Source organism: Acinetobacter sp. CY81, from assembly GCF_059515925.1.
This window is the reverse complement of record NZ_JCAKNC010000008.1, coordinates 101,742-120,426: the sequence shown is the minus strand read 5'-3', so window position 1 is coordinate 120,426 and position 18,685 is coordinate 101,742. Positions and strand designations below refer to the sequence as shown.

Here is an 18,685-nt window from a genome sequence, read left to right as displayed (position 1 = left end):
TAAAGGTGAAATGAGGAGAAAGCGTGAATATTTTAAATTATTGAAAATGATAATTATTACTAACAATGGTTTTATTGAAATAGGAGGGATTTTTTTTAATTAATGGTTGAATAAAGTTCGTCCACAGACTTCAGCGATACATTGCTGAATCAAATGTTCAGGCTTTTCTTGGCTCTTTCCTTTAATCGCAGAGTCGATACGAAGTAAAAGTAGGGGCCAAGTTAAAAATTGTTGAGGGTTTAAACGACGTAAGGCTTGTTGGTATTGGCTGACTTTGGTCTTCCAAATGCCCAGTTGTAACGCATTTTGAGGTTGTTCATACAATTGCATCAGTAAACGCATTTCTTTGCTAATCGTCCAAAGAATTAAACTCGGTGCTTCTCCAGATTCGATCAGATATTGAAATGTTTTAATCGACTGTGCCAAATTACCTGCAATCATCGAATCGCTTAGGTCAAAGGTACTGTAGCGTGACTGATCCTGTAAGCATTCGAGTAAATGATTGACTTGAATTTGTGCTTCATTGGGAAATGTGTCAGCAACACGCATCAAACTATTTTTTGCAGCAAGCAAATTGTGTTCATGATGCTGTTCAAGCCAAACCCATGCATCACGATCCAGTTGTATACCCAGCTTATCTGCCTCAAAGCTTAAGACTTTTTGGCGCTCTTGCGGATAGTTCGCGGTTAATGCGACAACAACACCATTGGCTTCTACTGTTTGAAAAAAGGCAGATTTTAGACTGGCACTGTCTTGCTTAGGCATAATGATCACAAGCAGATTGTGTTCATTATGTTGAATATAATTTTTCAGTAATTTGAGGGTGTTGGCATCGGGTTTGATATTACCGTGCACTTCTACAGCTAAATTTTGAGAAAATAAAGACAGACTATTTAATGCATTAAATACATTTTTCCAATCACTGACTGAACTAATCTCATAGCGCTGGCGTTCGATATCCAGTTTCGTCCAACTTTGGCGAAATGCATCTATTAAGTTTTGTTCAAGCAGGGGTTCTTGTCCATGCAGAATCCAAGCGCCGCGTGCTTCATCAACGCGTTTTAGCGCTTGGAGATAGTCTATCTTCATGGTTTTACTGATTCATTAATTTTGCGGTTGAGTCGGCTGAACATCTTGCTGAATGGGTAATTGGACATTGACTTGAGCTTTTGGTAAACGGTTTGCTGAAATTTGACGCGACATTTGTTGAGCAACATCATCAATTAAAATTTGGCTTAAATAACGATATTGTTGGTCATCCGTATTCACGGTTGCCACGTTGTATTGATAGCTGCGAGATGCAGTTAAAGTACGTGGTTCTGTAATCGGATTACCTTGACGATCTTCAATTTGGAAGGTCACGCTTAAACGCAACAGAACTTCAATCAAACTACCTTTTAATTCGTGACGAACAGGTTGGTAGTCGAGTACACGTAGAATATAAGCATCATTGGCATTGCTAAGCTGAACACCAGTTGCAGATAAATATGCGCTCAGTTTCTTTTCTAAATCTTGCGTATTTTCAGGAAGAACCAATTGTAATTTGGTATAGACCAATGGTGTTGCCATTGGATTGGTTCCTTTTAAATGGAAACCACAGCCCACTAAGCCTGCACCTAAGCCCAAAGTTAAAACAACAGCTGCTAAACGTTTGACCAAATGCATGCGTAATCCTCTGTGTCATTTCCTCAAGATAAGGAAGATCAATAATATGTTCTGATTGTAGGTGCAAAGCCCGTTGGCTGGCAACGGGCTTTGTGTTTTTTAAGCCTTCCTTTAGTAAAGGGAGGTTTGGAGGGATCTATCTTCAAGCATTCCCGCTCCTTTTAGGAGATGAGGGATATATTCCTCATCCCAGAGGGAGAAGGGGCTATAAAGAATTAAACCACCAAGTTCACTAACTTATTTGGCACAACAATTTCTTTTTTAGTTGGACCTGTTAAGAACTGTTGAACCTCAGGTAAAGCTTTAGCTTGTGCCAAAATATCATCTTTAGAAGCATCTACAGAAACTTCTAATTTGCCACGAAGCTTACCATTGACTTGAACTACGATGGTTTGCGTATTACGTGTTAAAGCAGATTCATCTACAGCAGGGAACAATACTTTTTCCAATTCAATGCCAAATTCAGCCAATAATGTTTGGCTTAAATGTGGTGCAAATGGAGCAAGTAAAGTTAACAGCATAGTGATTGATTCACGTGCTACAGCAACGTCATTGTCATCTTGTGCTTCAAACTTATTGTTTGCATTTAGAAGCTCCATCATCGCTGCAATTGCAGTGTTAAATGCATGACGACGTTCAATGTCATCACCCACTTTTTGGATGGTTTCATGCGTTTTACGACGCAAATCTTGTGCAGGTGTTGAAAGCGCAGCTTTATCGATATTTGATGCATTGTTACCTTTTTCAAGGAAGCCTGTAGCCAAGCGCCATACACGTTTTAAGAAACGGTTAGCACCTTCAACACCTGCATCAGACCATTCAAGTGATTGATCTGGCGGGGCAGCAAACATCATAAAGACGCGTGCAGTATCTGCGCCGTACTGATCAATAATAGATTGTGGGTCGATACCGTTATTTTTCGATTTCGACATTTTCTCTTGACCGCCAACCACAACTTCTTGACCGTCACCTGAGTATTTCGCTGAAAGCACACGACCTTTATCGTCTTTTTCAAGCTCAATATCCGCAGGGTTAAACCATGTTTTTTTGCCAGACTCAGCTTCACGGTAGAAAGTGTCAGCTAAAACCATGCCTTGTGTTAACAAGTTCGTAAATGGTTCATCGCCTTGTACCACACCTTCATCACGCATCAATTTATGGAAGAAACGTGCATAAAGTAAATGTAGAATCGCGTGTTCAACACCACCGATATATTGGTTTACAGGCAACCACGTTTGCGCTGCTTCTGGTTTTACCAAGCCATCTGTAAAATCAGGTGATGCATAACGCGCGTAATACCAAGAAGATTCTACAAAAGTATCCAAAGTATCTGTTTCACGACGTGCATCGCCACCACAGCTTGGGCAAGATGTTTGGTAGAATTCAGGCATTTTATTGAGTGGATTACCTGAACCATCTGGAACAACATCAGTTGGAAGTACAACAGGCAGTTGATCTTCAGGTACTGGCACTTGACCACAGCTTGGACAGTTAATCATTGGAATTGGACAACCCCAATAACGCTGACGAGAAACACCCCAGTCACGTAAACGGAATTGAACTTTAGAGTTTGCAAGTTCTGTTGGTTCTAATTTTGCAAGGAAAGCATCATAAGCCCCTTGTAAATCTAAACCATCAAATTCACCTGAATTCACCAGTTTACCGTCTTTCGAACCGTACCATTCTTGCCACTGAGTCGCATCAAAATCCGCATCATCAGCGCCTTTTGCATCAATCACTTGCTTAATAGTTAAGCCATATTTGTTGGCAAATTCGAAGTCACGTTCATCGTGTGATGGAACAGCCATCACCGCACCTGAACCGTATGACATCAATACATAGTTTGCGATCCAAACAGGAACTTCTTCACCTGTTACAGGGTGCTTAACTGACAAACCTGTTGCCATGCCTTTCTTCTCAGCAGTCGCAAGGTCAGCTTCTGCAACTGAACCCATACGGCATTCTTCGATAAATGCAGCAAGTTCTGCATTGTTCTCAGCAGCTTTAAGCGCCATTGGATGTTCTGCTGCAACGGCAACATACGTTACACCCATTAAGGTATCGGCACGTGTGGTAAATACTGTTAAACCATCTGCGTAAATGTCTGGATTTGCTGAAGGGAAGGTAATTTCCATCCCTTGTGAGCGACCAATCCAGTTACGTTGCATCGTAAGAACTTGTTGTGGCCAACCGTCTTTTAATGTGTCTAAATCGTCTAATAATTCTTGCGCATAGTCTGTGATGCGGAAGTAGTACATTGGAATATCACGTTTTTCAACCAATGCACCTGAACGCCAACCACGACCATTTTCTACTTGTTCGTTAGCAAGTACAGTTTGATCTACAGGATCCCAGTTCACTGTTGAAAGTTTACGGTAGATCAAGCCTTTTTTATAAAGCTGAACAAATAACCATTGTTCCCAGCGATAATATTCTGGTGTACATGTTGCAAATTCACGATCCCAATCTACAGCAAGACCTAGTTTTTTAAGTTGATTACGCATGTAATCGATGTTTTCAAAAGTCCATTTTGCAGGTGCAACTTGGTGTGCAATCGCAGCATTTTCAGCAGGTAAACCAAATGCATCCCAACCCATCGGTTGAAGAACGGTTTCACCTTTGAGTGTATGGAAACGACTGATCACGTCACCAATCGTGTAGTTACGCACATGACCCATATGCAGTTTACCGCTTGGGTAAGGGAACATCGAGAGGATATAACGACGTGGACCTTCTACAGTGTCGGCAACTTTAAAGGCTTTGCGAGATTCCCAGTCTTGTTGGACTTGAGGCTCAATCGCACTTGCTTGATATTCGGAATCAATGTGAGTAGTCATAAACGTATTAGTGAATTACGGTCAAAAAGTTTGTTGCACAGCATAGCGCAAAATGCACCTAAAAGTGAATTTTGAGCGATGCATTCTTTGCAAAATTTAATTCAATAAATAGACTTTTTGAATTAACGTGGGGCTGTACGTTCTATAGCGCCGTTTTGTAGTGCTGCATTAGCATCACGTTGTTGTGAATCCATGCTTTGAGTTTGCGGAGTATTTGATGTTGTCGGTGCTTGAGCTGGGTTCGCAGTTGATGAGTTGTTATTTGAACTCGTATTCGATGAGTTTTGTTGAGCGGTAGATGTCGCTGGAATAGAGGTGCGATAACCGTAGGTATCAATTTTGCCACGACTCTTACTCAATTTGGGTGGAGGCGTAGTTGTGTAATGAGTCGTACCTTTGCTATCAACCCATTTATAATATTCTTTTGCAAAGCTGAGTGATGGTGCTGAACACAGCAGACCCAATGTTGCCCCAAGTAAAACAGATTTTTTCATCAAATTTTTATTGTTCATACGGTGTACCTGATTCCCAATTTTGTTCAAAATGAATCGTTGCATTCAACTTTTTAAACGATTATATCCTGTTCCTTAGAATTTGGATATTTTGTATTAATTTTAATCATAATGCATTTGATTAAAAGATTTCTTTTTGAAATTTATAATCTTATAAGTGATTGAATTATTATTTATAAATCATACAAGAAAAAGTTATAGTTTGAAATTCGCCCGCTTGGTAAATAAACAATAAAAAGCGCACATCAAACCTTGACTTTGATCCTATAAATCACTAAAAATGCTGCTCTAGTTTTATATGTTTTGTTCGATCACCCTTCGAATGAAATAGATCGCTTGTAATAACATCTGCTCTAAGCCGAGAAGATGAAATCGCAGAAATATGTTTATCCCAACATGTTGAATATGCACTCACAACTCAAACGGTTGTGAATCAGAAAATTTTTTTATTACAGCAAAAACGAGTATATATGTGTGCTATAACAGTGCATACAAATGAATGAATGAGTCTCGAGTTATGTCTCCCATAACCTCGTGCATATAATATTTAGGGTGAAGACGTTGGAACTTTTATCTGGTGGTGAAATGCTTGTTCGGGCTTTGGCTGACGAAGGCGTTGAACATGTTTTTGGGTATCCAGGCGGCGCGGTTTTACATATTTATGACGCGTTATTCAAGCAAGACAAAATTAATCATTACTTAGTTCGCCATGAGCAAGCTGCTGGTCATATGGCAGATGCTTACTCGCGCGTTACAGGTAAAACAGGTGTGGTTCTCGTGACTTCAGGTCCGGGTGCAACCAACACTGTGACTCCAATTGCAACTGCCTACATGGACTCAATCCCAATGGTGATTTTGTCTGGTCAGGTACCATCGCATTTAATTGGTGAAGATGCTTTTCAAGAAACAGATATGGTCGGTGTATCTCGTCCAATCGTGAAGCATAGTTTCCAAGTGCGCCATGCAAGTGAAATTCCAGAAATTATTAAAAAAGCATTTTATATTGCGTCTTCAGGTCGTCCAGGTCCTGTTGTTGTCGATATTCCTAAAGATGTGACTAATCCAACAGATAAATTCGCATACGAATATCCTGAAAAAGTGAAAATGCGCTCGTATCAACCGCCACATCGCGGCCATACAGGGCAAATTCGTAAAGCGATTGACGAGTTAATCAATGCTAAACGTCCAGTGATTTATACTGGGGGTGGTGTTGTTCAAGGAAATGCTTCTGAATTATTGACTGAGCTTGCACATCTTCTAAATTATCCAGTGACCAATACCTTAATGGGTTTAGGTGCTTTCCCTGGAAATGATGAGCAGTTTATCGGTATGTTGGGCATGCACGGTACTTATGAAGCAAACATGACGATGCATAATGCTGACGTGATTTTGTGTATCGGTGCGCGTTTTGATGACCGTGTAACTAACAATCCAGCAAAATTCTGTCCAAATGCAAAAGTGATTCATATTGATATCGACCCTGCGACGATTTCAAAAACCATTATGGCGCACATTCCAATTGTGGGTGCGGTAGAGCCTGTACTTCAAGAAATGTTGGCTCAATTGAAACAATTAAATGTTTCAAAACCAAATCCAGATGTGATTGCACATTGGTGGACTCAAATTAATGAATGGCGCAAAGTTCATGGCTTACGCTATGAAGCAGGCGTTAATGGCGTAATGAAACCACAACAAGTGGTTGAGGCATTGGATAAAATTACCAACAGCCAAGCGATCATTACGTCTGACGTAGGTCAGCATCAAATGTTTGGCGCAAACTACTATAAATACACACGTCCACGTCAATGGATCAACTCGGGTGGTCTAGGCACCATGGGTGTTGGCTTGCCATATGCAATGGCAGCCAAACTTGCATTCCCTGATCAACACGTCGTGTGTATTACGGGTGAAGCATCGATTCAGATGTGTATCCAAGAGCTTTCTACATGTAAGCAGTATGGCTTAAATGTAAAAATTCTTTGCTTAAATAACCAAGCTTTGGGCATGGTTAAACAATGGCAAGATATGAACTACGAAGGTCGTCATTCAAGCTCTTATGTAGATTCATTGCCTGATTTTGCGAAACTCATGGAAGCATACGGTCACGTCGGTATTCAAATTGACCATGCAGATGAACTTGAGTCTAAGTTAGAAGAAGCAATGGCGATTAATGATAAGTGTGTATTCATTAACGTAATGGTTGATCGTACAGAACATGTATATCCAATGTTGATTGCAGGTCAGTCTATGCAAGACATGTGGTTAGGAAAAGGGGAGCGTACAGCATGAGACATATTATCTCTGTACTTGTAGAAAACGAGGCTGGTGCGCTTTCACGCTTGGTGGGTTTATTTTCTCAACGTAATTATAACATTGAGACTTTAAACGTAGCGCCAACTGAAGATCCAACCATGTCACGTTTAACGTTGACTACCTATGGTGATGATCATCAAATCGAACAAATTACCAAGCAATTGAATAAATTGGTTGAGGTGGTAAAGGTTGTTGATTTATCTGAAGGTGCGCACATTGAGCGTGAACTGATGCTGATTAAAGTAAAAGCATTAGGTTCTGCGCGTGGCGAAATTAAACGTACAGCGGATATTTTCCGTGGTCAGATTGTAGATGTAACACCTACAACCTATACGATTCAAATCGCAGGTACGACTGAAAAAATTGATGGTTTTATTGATGCTTTGGCTGAGAACACCATTCTTGAAGTTGTACGTTCAGGTGTGTCAGGTATCGCACGTGGCGAAAAAGTTTTAACGCTTTAATTTTCTAAAAGAAATTAGGCAAAATTGATTTAAATTTTATTCACAAATTCTTCCTGTCCATTGGGCAAATCTGACCAAGTCATTCAAGGCTTGGTTGGGGAAAGGGAAAACAAAAGCATTTTAGCGGAGACAGCAATGCAAATTTTTTACGATAAAGACACAGACTTATCAATCATCCAATCTAAAAAAGTAGCGATCATTGGTTACGGTTCACAAGGTCACGCGCATGCGCTTAACCTTAAAGATTCAGGCGTTGACGTAACTGTAGGTTTACGTGCTAACTCTGCATCTTGGAAAAAAGCTGAAAATTCTGGTCTTAAAGTTGCTGAAGTTGCTGTTGCTGTAGCGCAAGCTGACGTAGTAATGATCTTAACTCCGGATGAATTCCAATCTCAACTTTACCGTGACGAGATTGAGCCAAACATCAAGCAAGGTGCTACTTTAGCATTTGCTCATGGTTTCTCGATTCTTTATAACCAAGTTGTTCCACGTAAAGACTTAGACGTAATCATGGTTGCTCCAAAAGCACCTGGTCATACAGTTCGTTCTGAATACCAACGTGGTTCTGGTGTTCCAGATCTTATCGCGATTCACCAAGATGCTTCTGGTAATGCACGTAACGTTGCTCTTTCTTATGCTTCTGGCGTAGGTGGTGGTCGTACAGGTATCATCGAAACTTCTTTCCGTGAAGAAACTGAAACTGACCTTTTTGGTGAGCAAGCAGTTCTTTGTGGTGGTGCTGTTGAATTGGTTAAAATGGGCTTCGAAACTTTGGTTGAAGCTGGTTATGCACCAGAAATGGCTTACTTCGAATGTCTACACGAACTTAAATTGATCGTTGACTTAATGTTCGAGGGCGGTATCGCTGACATGAACTACTCAGTTTCTAACAACGCTGAATACGGCGAATATGTAACTGGTACTGAAGTGATTAACGAACAGTCTCGTGAAGCAATGCGTAATGCGCTTAAACGTATCCAATCTGGTGAATATGCGAAGATGTTCATTCAAGAAGGTGCGTTAAACTACCCATCTATGACTGCTCGTCGTCGTCAAAATGCTGCACACGGTATCGAAGTAACGGGTAACAAGTTACGTGCAATGATGCCTTGGATTCAAGCAAACAAAATCGTAGACAAAGAAAAGAACTAAGTTCTAATTTCTAAGTCAAAAAGCCCTTGTTTTTAACAGGGGTTTTTTTATATAAAAAAGGTGAGTATTCATGTTACGTGCCTCAAAACAAATCAAAGTAATACTTTGATTTGTTTTTCGTACCTTGGATTCAAGCAAACAAAATCGTTGATAAAGAGAAAAACTAATTTCCAGAATCAATTGATTTGAATATGAAGACCCACTCATTTTGAGTGTTTTTTTATTTGTTGCTTCGAGCTTTAAGAGAAAACAGCTCTATTTTACCTTCCTTACACTTCACTCAGAACTGCTCATACTTTGAATTCTAATCAATAAAATCATCGATTAAGTGAAAGTTAATTTCTAAAACTCTCAAACTTTAATGTGAATTATAAATATTTGATGAACTACTTTTTAATTTAGTTTTTTATGATTTACTAACATAAGTAAAAAAGAGGTTGGTTGTGAATGAGTTAGTGAAGGTAGAGAGGTGTAACGTTTAAAGTTATTTGTAAAAATAAGGACTTAATTTTTACACTTATGATTATGGTAAATTGTGATTGATTAATTTACATAGAAGTGTGGCTTCATAATGAAAACTAAAACACTCTTATACCTTTCACTTATTTTTTTCCCAATGTTGAGTAATGCTGAAACAGTATCAGCAACTCCTAATTTAAACCCCTTGACACAATTATCTAACGTCCGTATCTCTATGCAACGCATGTTGCAATCCACGGATAACCAATATTTCTTAAGTTTATTTGCAGGTGTGAATAATCCACGTGGAACTTTAACTGTGTTGCAAAACAATCAGCAAATTCAGTTTAAAGGGTCACAAAAGGGAAATGATTTGGTACTCAATGCAGATCTGAGTAATCAGGCTAATATTGAAGTGATTAAACAAATGACGGGTACATTAGATGCAAACTCAGGTGTCTTTAAATCAAAAGTTCTAGTTGATCAAGATTTGCAGAATATTCAGTTTGAACCTGTATTTAAAGTCGAAAATAAACCACTCTTCACTTTTAAATTCTATGGTGTAAAAGCGGATACTCAAGCTCGTGAGCAACTTCTAACGCGTGTCGATGTTATCGATAAAACCACAAAAAAGGTTGCTCAAACACTGACAGGATTTTCAGCATTTCCAAACAGTATTGGTTATATGGATATCAACTTTGATGGCTATTATGATGTGATTTTGTCTGATCTTTCACAAGATCGAAAGCTTGAAGATAAGCGCTTTATTTATTGGATGTATAATCCTAAGACACAACAGTTTCAACGCTCGCCACAGTTGGAGAAAGTTGTAGGATTTCCAAATTTATATGGTGAAAAACAGCAGATTGATTTTGGAAATGGACAGCTATTTCAAGTCAAAAATGGGCTACTCAATCAGATCACATCTGATGAATAGGATGTACTGTTAAAGCATAAAATGAACTAAAAATTATGATATGGAATAATGGAAACTTCCATAGATTCAAAAGTATAGATTTGAAGCTAGAAAATATGACAAGACTTTAATTAAACTTTCATCATATTGAAATTATTATCTTTTACAGTCTAGTGACGAAAAAAGAAATAATAGAGGTGTGATGATGAGAATCATGGACACTGCATTATCTAGACAGAGAACAATATTTGATAACAACCGTTTTCATTTTAAAAGTCAAAATAATCCACAGTCTGAATTAAAATTAGTTGAAGATTTGGTTCGCCCACGACTAAAAATAGCCATCGTTACTGAAACATGGTCGCCTGAAGTCAATGGTGTCGCATTGTCGCTCTTACATATCTGTAAAGGATTGCAGAAATTAGGGCATAAGATTTTGTTGATCAGACCGACACAAAAAGTTGCCTGTACAGAATTTTCACCAAATAAAGAATGCTTAGTGAATGGGCAGATGATTCCGAAGTATGGGCAAATGCAATTTGGATGGCCGCAATACCGCAAAGTGTCCAAATCTTTCGAAGTCTTTGCACCAGATATTGTTCATATAGTGACGGAAGGTCCATTGGGGCTTGCTGTACTCCAAGCCGCGAAGGCGAAAAATATCCCTGTCACCAGTGGTTTTCATTCTGCCTTTCAAGATTTTAGTCGCTTTTATGACTTGGCATTTTTAGTCAAGCCCATACAGCATTACCTAAAGTGGTTTCATAATAATACTCGGGTAACGTGTGTACCTAGTCGGGACACAGCCGAGGCAATTCAGAATTTTGGTGTGACTTGTGATGTTCAAGTGATTAAAACTGGCGTGGATATTGAAAAATTCTCACCACGTTTCCGCAGTTCAGTTTTGCGCCGTAAATGGGGAGCATGTGAATTTACTACAGTGATGCTCTATGTTGGACGAGTATCACAAGAAAAAGAAATTCAAGTGCTGATTGATGCTTATATTCAGCTTAGACAAAACTCAGATAAAAAAACCAAGTTGGTCATCGTGGGGGATGGTCCAGATCGTGAACGCCTTGAACGATACTCTAAAGACCATGATGTAATTTTTACAGGGGTGTTACGTGGTCAGTTGCTGTCAGAAGCATTTGCTAGTGCAGATGTATTTAGCTTCGCGAGTCAAACTGAAACATTTGGCAATGTAGTCTTAGAGGCGATGGCGAGTGGTTTGCCTGTCGTGGCTTATGATTATGCTTGCGCTAAACAGTATTTGGATACAGATGCCGCTTGGTTGATTCCACTTGGTCAAAAACAATTATTCAGCCAGCAGTTACAAAGCTTGCCCAATAATAAAGTGCTGCATGCCATGGGGCGTAATGCACTCACTAAAGTTGAAGATGCAGGCTGGAGCCACCCAGTTCAGCAATTAGAAGCAATGTTTTATCGCATTATTCATGAAGATTTAGTTCATCAAAACTTAGTTCAACCTAAGCAACTTCTCAATCCTATACATGCAAGGAGTGGAGATTATGAATATTAAAAATACCAAAACAAAAATATTAGATTTAGATTTAAAAGGTTGTTTATACCTCAATCATTTTTCACATCAGCATAAGATTGCTCATTTTTTTAAAGTCATTAGTCGACTTGGAGATGGGTTGTTTTGGTATTTAATGTTGGCATTCGTGTGGGGGATACAAGGGATTGGTTATAGTTTACAAATTGTCTATCTGATACTAGGCTGTAGTATCGGAACGGTGATTTATAAAACTTTAAAAAATAAAACCACTCGACCGAGACCGTATCAAGTTCATCAAGTTATTCACTTGGGTGAGCGCCCGCTTGATCACTTTAGTTTTCCGTCAGGACATACTTTACATGCGGTGATGATCACTACTGTATTAGGGTATATCCAACCCCTGCTGTTGATTGTGATGTTGCCATTCACTATCTTGGTGGCGTTGTCACGGATGGTTCTAGGTTTACATTACCCAACGGATGTATTGGTAGGGGCGTGCATTGGTGCAGTCATGGCTACCAGTATTATTCACTTTGCATCTTACTTAAATATTTTGCTTTAGATTGTTTTATGGAATTAGTTGTGAGTTCGATTAACGTTGTAACAAAATGAATAGGCGTGTTTATTGAGTTTTGTTAATATTTAGCTTTAAAGCATTTAATTTAGGAATACCTATGGGCTTACGTTGGACGGACACCCTCGATATCGCGATTGAACTTCTTGAAGCACATCCAGATGTTGACCCACAATGGATTCGTTTTACTGACTTACATGCATGGGTATGTGCTTTACCAGATTTCTCTGATGATCCAAATAAATCGACTGAAGGTTTATTGGAAGGAATTCAGATGGCTTGGATTGACGAGGCACGTTAAGTCTCCGATCGAAAAAATCTATTTTTTTACACAGTAAAAGCAGAAAAATGGCTTTTATTCGGTATAATGCGCAAAATTTTCTCGTCTAAATAGACTTAAGGAGCCGATCATGGCTATTGAACGTACATTATCTATCGTTAAACCAGACGCAGTTGCTAAAAACAACATCGGCGACATCTTTGCTCGTTTCGAAAAAGCGGGTCTTAAAATCGTTGCTACTAAAATGAAGCATTTGACTCAAGCTGAGGCTGAAGGCTTCTACGCTGAGCACAAAGAACGTGGTTTCTTTGGTGACCTAGTTGCATTCATGACTTCTGGTCCTGTAGTTGTATCTGTTCTTGAAGGCGAAAACGCTGTTCTTGCTCACCGTGATATCCTTGGCGCGACTAACCCTAAAGAAGCTGCTCCTGGTACGATCCGTGCAGATTTCGCTGTAAGCATCGATGAAAATGCTGCTCACGGTTCTGACTCTGTAGCATCAGCTGATCGTGAAGTTAACTACTTCTTCGCTCAAACTGAGATTGCTCCACGTACTCGTTAATACGCAGTATTCGAACCAGATAAGTGATATACTGCTTATCTGGTTTTTTTATTCCCGAACCTTTTTTTTGCTCGATTATTGAGCAATTACTTCCATCCCACGACATGATTTAGGTAGTCCTCATGAATTCAGAAGTTGTCGCTTCATCCGTAAATTTAGATGAACCACAGCAATCATCTCCCCGTACGATTCAAACCAGTGCGGTTGAGAAGGTGAACTTACTGGGCATGTCTCGTCCTCAAATGGAAAAGTTCTTTGAAGACATGGGAGAGAAGAAGTTTCGTGCGGGACAGGTGATGAAGTGGATTCATCAGTTCTTTGTGACTGATTTTGCTGAAATGACTAATATTTCAGGTAAACTCCGTGAAAAATTAGAGCGCATGTGTGAAATTAAAGCGCCAGAAGTCGTTCATCGTAATTATTCAAAAGATGGAACACGTAAGTGGGTATTCCGTGTTGGCGATGGTGAGGGGTCTCTGGTTGAGACTGTGCTGATCCCTGCTGATGATAAAACGGGTGCGCGTAAAACTTTATGTATTTCGTCACAAGTGGGTTGTGCATTGGATTGTTCATTCTGTTCTACAGGTAAACAAGGTTTTCAACGTGATTTAAACCAAGCTGAAATTATTGGTCAGTTATGGATGGCAAACTTCTCTTATATGGAAGATGTGCCTGTTGCAGATCGTGAGCGTTCAGTGACGAACGTGGTGATGATGGGAATGGGCGAGCCATTACTCAACTATGATGCAGTATTGAACTCGATGCGTATAATGCTTGATGACTTTGCTTACGGTATGTCTAAACGCCGTGTGACACTTTCAACCTCAGGTGTTGTGCCTAAAATTGATCAAATGATCAAAGATATTGATGTTGCACTCGCAATTTCATTACATGCACCAAATGATGAGTTGCGTAATGAGTTAGTGCCTATCAATAAAAAATATCCACTTGAACAACTGATCGCCGCTTGTCAGCGTTATATTGCTAAAGATGGCAATGAAAGTTCACGTAAACATGTGACGATTGAATATGTAATGCTCGATGGTGTGAATGACCATGCTGAGCATGCACAACAAATGATTAAGTTATTGAAAAACTTACCAAGTAAAATTAATTTAATACCATTTAATCCGTTCCCGCATGCGCCATATGGTCGTTCAAGCCGAAATCGTATTATTTCTTTCCAAAAAACTTTGTCTGATGCAGGATTTGTGTGTACGATTCGTCAAACACGTGGTGATGATATTGATGCAGCGTGTGGACAATTGGTCGGTCAAGTGGCTGACCGAACACGCCGTGCTGAACAATGGAAAAAGAAAGTCGAAGAACGTAATGTGATTATGCGCTCTCAAGGCTAAAGTATTATAAAGGGGCAGGTTTTGAATAGACCTATGTATAAAAAAACGGTCGTTATTGTGGCGATGTGTTTATCTGCATTGGTAATCCAAGGTTGTCAGACGACAACCACGGGATCAATTTTGAAAAAAGACCCTGAAAAAGCAGTACAAGTCCGTACTCAAATGGCGGCGGAATATATTCGTAGTGGTGATTTAGATGCGGCAAAGCGTGCATTAGATCAAGCGCTTGAAACGGATTCGAGAGATGCGACTGCCAATATGATGATGGGTGTCTTACTACAACAAGAAGGCAGCCAAATTAGCTTAGATAAAGCCGATCGTTATTTTAGTCGTGCGATTTCTTTAGAGTCTGATAATGCTCAAGCACGTAATAATTACGGCACTTATTTGTTTCAAGCCAAACGCTATAATGATGCAATACAGCAGTTTACAATTGCGGGTGCAAGTTTAGGGTATGATCAACGTTTTCGCGCATTGGAAAATCTAGGTCGGACTTATCTTGCGATCGGTGATAGCTTAAATGCTGAAAAAGCCTTTAAGCAAGCACTGTCAGTTAATCGTAACTCTGCGATTTCCATGATTGAATTGTCTGAAATTTTTTATTTACAGCAAAATTTTGCTGGCGCTCGACAGGTGTATGAACAATACGTTCGTACAGTAGGTCAAAAAAACCAAGGTGCACGTGCACTTTGGGTTGGTTTGCGCATTGCGCGTGCCAATGGTGATAATATGGGAATGAACGTGATTATTAACCAATTACGTGCACTATTTCCAGAGAGTCAAGAATATCAACGTTATTTGCAATTACAGTACAGTACTGAGGCCGTATGGAAGTAAATCCTAATTCACAGCAACCTACTGGTTCAAGCGTAGTACCTAATGTTTTAGGAAATATTCAGCGCCCTGGTGAGTATTTGCGTCAAATCCGTGTATCACAATCACTTGAGCTTTCACAAGTTGCTCAAGATTTGAAAATGCCGATGAAAACTTTAGAAGCATTGGAGCATGATGATTATACAGCTTTGCCTGAAGCTACATTTATCAAAGGCTATTACCGCTCATACGCAAAGTATTTAAAAGCAGATGCAACAGCGATTATTCAACGTTTTGATGAGATTTATGAAAATGATACGGGCTTATTGCCAAATCATGCTTTGAATAACTCTCCAATTAAAATCATGGGCAAACTACCAGGTTCTAAGTCTGACCGTAATCGTAAATGGTTAAAACGTATTTTATATACTTTACTTGCATTGGCTGTCATTTGGTTGGTAGTTGTTGGGATTCAAAAAATCACAGCTAAAAATAAATCTACAACATCTTCTCCGACACAAAACAACGATCTTCAAGTTTTAACCTTGGATAATAATGCGACGGCGACTGTTTCTGGTGATCAAATGGAGTTGCAATTTACGCGTCCAACATCGGTACATATCGTAGATAGTACAGGTAAAGTTTTAGCTACAGGCCGCCAAGCAACTGCATTGACTCTCAATGGTGAGTCGCCATTCCAAATTCGTTTAGATGATGCAGAAGCTGTGTCATTGAGCTTAAACAAAGAATCGATTTCATTGTCTCCATATACTGTGAACGGAAAAGCTGAATTCCGTTTGTCTCGTTAATGGAAAAAGAGTAGAGCGTACATGATCGTAAATCCTATTAAGCGCCGTCCAACCCGTAAAATCCGTGTCGGTTCTGTGTATGTCGGTGGTGATGCGCCGATCAGTATTCAAAGTATGACCAATACTGAAACCTGTGATGTGGCTGCAACAGTCGCTCAGATTCAGCGTTGTGCAGATGCAGGTGCGGATATCATGCGTGTATCTGTACCGACCATGGAAGCGGCAGCAGCTTTTGGTGAAATCCGTAAGCAAGTAACTGTGCCTTTGGTTGCTGATATTCATTTTGATTATAAAATTGCACTTGCTGTTGCTGATTTTGGTGCAGATTGTCTACGGATTAACCCAGGTAATATTGGTTCGGAAGCAAAAATTCGTGAAGTAGTTGCTGCGGCACGCCATCATGATATTTCAATGCGAATTGGTGTTAATGCGGGTTCGCTTGAGAAAGATATTCAAAAGAAATATGGTGAACCGACAGGACAGGCGTTACTTGAGTCTGCAATGCGTCATATTGATATTTTGGATCGTCTAGATTTCCAAGAATTTAAAATTTCAGTAAAAGCATCAAATGTGTTTTTAACAATGGATGCTTATCGTTTATTATCAGAACAAATTGATAATCCTCTACATTTAGGTGTAACCGAGGCTGGTATTTACCGAACAGGTTCGGTTAAATCTGCAATTGCTTTGGGTGGCTTGTTGATGGAAGGCATTGGTGACACCATGCGTATTTCATTGGCGGCTGAGCCAGAAGAAGAAGTGAAAATTGGTTTTGATATTTTAAAATCATTGAGCCTTCGTTCTAATGGGATTAACTTCATTGCTTGCCCGAGTTGTTCACGTCAAGAGTTTAACGTGATTTCAGTCATGCAGCAGCTTGAAGAGCGTTTAGAAGATATTCGTACACCAATGGACTTATCTGTTATTGGTTGTAAAGTGAATGGGCCAGGTGAAGCCAAAGAAGCAGATATTGGTATTGTTGGTGCAGCACCACGTTCACTGGTTTATCGTAATGGTGAGAAAAGCCACTTAATTGATACTAATCAGTTGGTTGATGAAATCGAATCAATGGTTCGTCAACGTGTAATTGAGCTTGAAGAAGCTAAATCTAAAGAGATCATTCGTACAAGTTTTGAGTAAGTTATAAGTCATGAGTTCAATCGTCGCAATCAAAGGTTTCAATGATATTCTTCCAACGCAAACGCCAGCGTGGAGACGTCTTGAGCAGCATTTAGCATCAATTATGGATGCTTATGGTTACCAGCAAATCCGTCTGCCGATTGTTGAACAAACCAATTTGTTTAAACGTTCAATTGGTGATGCAACCGATATCGTTGAGAAAGAAATGTACACTTTCTTTGATAAGGGTAATCCACCTGAATCATTGACTTTGCGTCCTGAAGGTACTGCGGGCTGTGTACGTGCAATGCTTGAACACAACATGTTACGCAGTGCGACACCACGTGTATGGTATGTTGGCCCAATGTTCCGCTATGAAAAGCCACAAAAAGGTCGTTACCGTCAATTCCATCAATTCGGTGTTGAAACATTTGGTGTTGCGACGCCAGATATGGATGCTGAGTTGATTTTGATGACTGCGCGTTTGTGGAAACGCATGGGTGTTGCAGACAAAGTACAGCTTGAACTTAATACTTTAGGTGAGTCAGATGAGCGTGCTGAATACCGTCATGCTTTGGTTGAATATTTGACTGCTCATAAAGATGATTTGGATGAAGATTCTCAACGTCGTTTAACCACCAATCCATTACGTATTCTAGATTCTAAAGATGTGCGTACTCAGCAAATTCTTGAAAATGCACCAAAATTGCATGATTTCATGCAACAAGATACGATGGATCACTTTGCTAAGTTGCAACAGTATCTATCTGATGCTGGCGTAGAGTTTGTTATTAATCAAAAACTCGTACGTGGTTTAGACTACTACAACAAAACTGTATTTGAATGGACTACAACGCATTTGGGTTCACAAGGTACGGTATGTGCGGGCGGTCGTTATGATGGTTTAGTGGGGCAGTTGAAAGGCAAGCCTGAGCAATCTGTACCAGCTGTTGGTTTTGCAATGGGTATGGAGCGTTTATTGCTGCTACTCGAACAAGTTGAAGACAATACGCCTGTGCGCGATTGTGAAGTATTCTTGTTGGCCGATCCAAATACGCAAGGTAAAGCGCTGGTATTAGCAGAACAGATTCGTAATCAACTTGAAGTAGCGAACAGCACTATTCGTTTAAAAACAGGTTCACAAGGTTCGATGAAAAGCCAAATGAAAAAGGCGGATCAATCGGGCGCATTGTTTGCTTTGATTTTAGGTGAGCGTGAATTAGAAGCACAACATCTGTTAGTTAAAGAGCTGGCGACAGCTGAACAGACAGAAGTTGCGATTGCTGATATTGTTCCGTTTATCATTGAAAAAAATTCGTCTAAATAATTCCAA

At 39.7% G+C, this 18,685-nt stretch carries 17 protein-coding genes; 13 read left to right on the top strand and 4 right to left on the bottom strand.

Going from position 1 to position 18,685, the window contains the following annotated elements; translation table 11 throughout:
• Nucleotides 1-99: 99 nt before the first annotated feature.
• The 4 genes from holA to AC5YDM_RS10655 all read right to left on the bottom strand — a co-directional run bounded on the left by holA (nucleotide 100) and on the right by AC5YDM_RS10655 (nucleotide 5,014).
• Entirely contained in the window at nucleotides 100-1,089 is a 990-nt protein-coding gene (gene holA, locus AC5YDM_RS10670) for a DNA polymerase III subunit delta (protein WP_496152090.1), read from the bottom strand.
• 15 nt (nucleotides 1,090-1,104) lie between these two features.
• On the bottom strand, nucleotides 1,105-1,665 hold the full coding sequence (locus AC5YDM_RS10665) for an LPS-assembly lipoprotein LptE (protein ID WP_496152089.1): 561 nt from the start codon (nucleotides 1,663-1,665) through the stop codon (nucleotides 1,105-1,107).
• 215 nt (nucleotides 1,666-1,880) lie between these two features.
• Complete coding sequence (leuS, locus tag AC5YDM_RS10660; protein WP_496152088.1) at nucleotides 1,881-4,502, bottom strand: leucine--tRNA ligase; 2,622 nt, start codon at nucleotides 4,500-4,502, stop codon at nucleotides 1,881-1,883.
• 122 nt (nucleotides 4,503-4,624) lie between these two features.
• Complete coding sequence (locus AC5YDM_RS10655; RefSeq protein WP_496152087.1) at nucleotides 4,625-5,014, bottom strand: DUF4124 domain-containing protein; 390 nt, start codon at nucleotides 5,012-5,014, stop codon at nucleotides 4,625-4,627.
• Nucleotides 5,015-5,575: 561 nt separating this feature from the next.
• On the opposite strand from AC5YDM_RS10655, the gene AC5YDM_RS10650 reads away from it, so the two are divergent.
• The 13 genes from AC5YDM_RS10650 to hisS all read left to right on the top strand — a co-directional run bounded on the left by AC5YDM_RS10650 (nucleotide 5,576) and on the right by hisS (nucleotide 18,679).
• Complete coding sequence (locus AC5YDM_RS10650) at nucleotides 5,576-7,303, top strand: acetolactate synthase 3 large subunit (RefSeq protein ID WP_496152086.1); 1,728 nt, start codon at nucleotides 5,576-5,578, stop codon at nucleotides 7,301-7,303.
• Nucleotides 7,300-7,791, top strand: a complete 492-nt coding sequence (gene ilvN, locus AC5YDM_RS10645) for an acetolactate synthase small subunit (protein ID WP_496152085.1) — start codon at nucleotides 7,300-7,302, stop codon at nucleotides 7,789-7,791. The genes AC5YDM_RS10650 and ilvN overlap by 4 nt, the downstream gene beginning before the upstream one ends.
• Nucleotides 7,792-7,926: 135 nt before the next feature.
• Nucleotides 7,927-8,943: a ketol-acid reductoisomerase gene (ilvC, locus tag AC5YDM_RS10640; RefSeq protein WP_496152084.1), complete on the top strand. Its 1,017-nt coding sequence runs from the start codon at nucleotides 7,927-7,929 to the stop codon at nucleotides 8,941-8,943.
• A 571-nt stretch (nucleotides 8,944-9,514) separates the two neighbouring features.
• Entirely contained in the window at nucleotides 9,515-10,339 is an 825-nt protein-coding gene (locus AC5YDM_RS10635; RefSeq protein WP_496152083.1) for an XAC2610-related protein, read from the top strand.
• A gap of 181 nt (nucleotides 10,340-10,520) precedes the next feature.
• Nucleotides 10,521-11,858, top strand: a complete 1,338-nt coding sequence (locus tag AC5YDM_RS10630; protein ID WP_496152082.1) for a glycosyltransferase family 4 protein — start codon at nucleotides 10,521-10,523, stop codon at nucleotides 11,856-11,858.
• Nucleotides 11,848-12,399 carry a phosphatase PAP2 family protein gene (locus tag AC5YDM_RS10625; protein WP_496152081.1) on the top strand — a complete coding sequence of 184 codons (552 nt, stop codon included), beginning with the start codon at nucleotides 11,848-11,850 and terminating at the stop codon, nucleotides 12,397-12,399. Before AC5YDM_RS10630 ends, AC5YDM_RS10625 begins: the two co-directional genes overlap by 11 nt.
• Nucleotides 12,400-12,511: 112 nt before the next feature.
• The gene (iscX, locus tag AC5YDM_RS10620; RefSeq protein ID WP_496125843.1) at nucleotides 12,512-12,712 is read left to right on the top strand and encodes a Fe-S cluster assembly protein IscX; all 201 of its coding nucleotides are present in this window, start codon (nucleotides 12,512-12,514) and stop codon (nucleotides 12,710-12,712) included.
• Nucleotides 12,713-12,821: 109 nt separating this feature from the next.
• Complete coding sequence (ndk, locus tag AC5YDM_RS10615) at nucleotides 12,822-13,253, top strand: nucleoside-diphosphate kinase (RefSeq protein WP_496125842.1); 432 nt, start codon at nucleotides 12,822-12,824, stop codon at nucleotides 13,251-13,253.
• Nucleotides 13,254-13,375: 122 nt separating this feature from the next.
• Nucleotides 13,376-14,611 (top strand): dual-specificity RNA methyltransferase RlmN, encoded by a 1,236-nt coding sequence (gene rlmN / locus AC5YDM_RS10610; RefSeq protein WP_496152080.1) that lies wholly within the window; start codon nucleotides 13,376-13,378, stop codon nucleotides 14,609-14,611.
• A gap of 63 nt (nucleotides 14,612-14,674) precedes the next feature.
• Complete coding sequence (pilW, locus tag AC5YDM_RS10605) at nucleotides 14,675-15,448, top strand: type IV pilus biogenesis/stability protein PilW (RefSeq protein ID WP_496152104.1); 774 nt, start codon at nucleotides 14,675-14,677, stop codon at nucleotides 15,446-15,448.
• Nucleotides 15,439-16,233 carry a helix-turn-helix domain-containing protein gene (locus AC5YDM_RS10600; RefSeq protein ID WP_496152079.1) on the top strand — a complete coding sequence of 265 codons (795 nt, stop codon included), beginning with the start codon at nucleotides 15,439-15,441 and terminating at the stop codon, nucleotides 16,231-16,233. The genes pilW and AC5YDM_RS10600 overlap by 10 nt, the downstream gene beginning before the upstream one ends.
• A 21-nt stretch (nucleotides 16,234-16,254) precedes the next feature.
• Nucleotides 16,255-17,373 carry a flavodoxin-dependent (E)-4-hydroxy-3-methylbut-2-enyl-diphosphate synthase gene (ispG, locus tag AC5YDM_RS10595; protein ID WP_496152078.1) on the top strand — a complete coding sequence of 373 codons (1,119 nt, stop codon included), beginning with the start codon at nucleotides 16,255-16,257 and terminating at the stop codon, nucleotides 17,371-17,373.
• Nucleotides 17,374-17,383: 10 nt separating this feature from the next.
• A complete protein-coding gene (gene hisS, locus AC5YDM_RS10590; RefSeq protein ID WP_496152077.1) occupies nucleotides 17,384-18,679 on the top strand; it encodes a histidine--tRNA ligase in 1,296 nt (431 codons plus the stop codon).
• The last annotated feature ends 6 nt before the right edge of the window (nucleotides 18,680-18,685 follow it).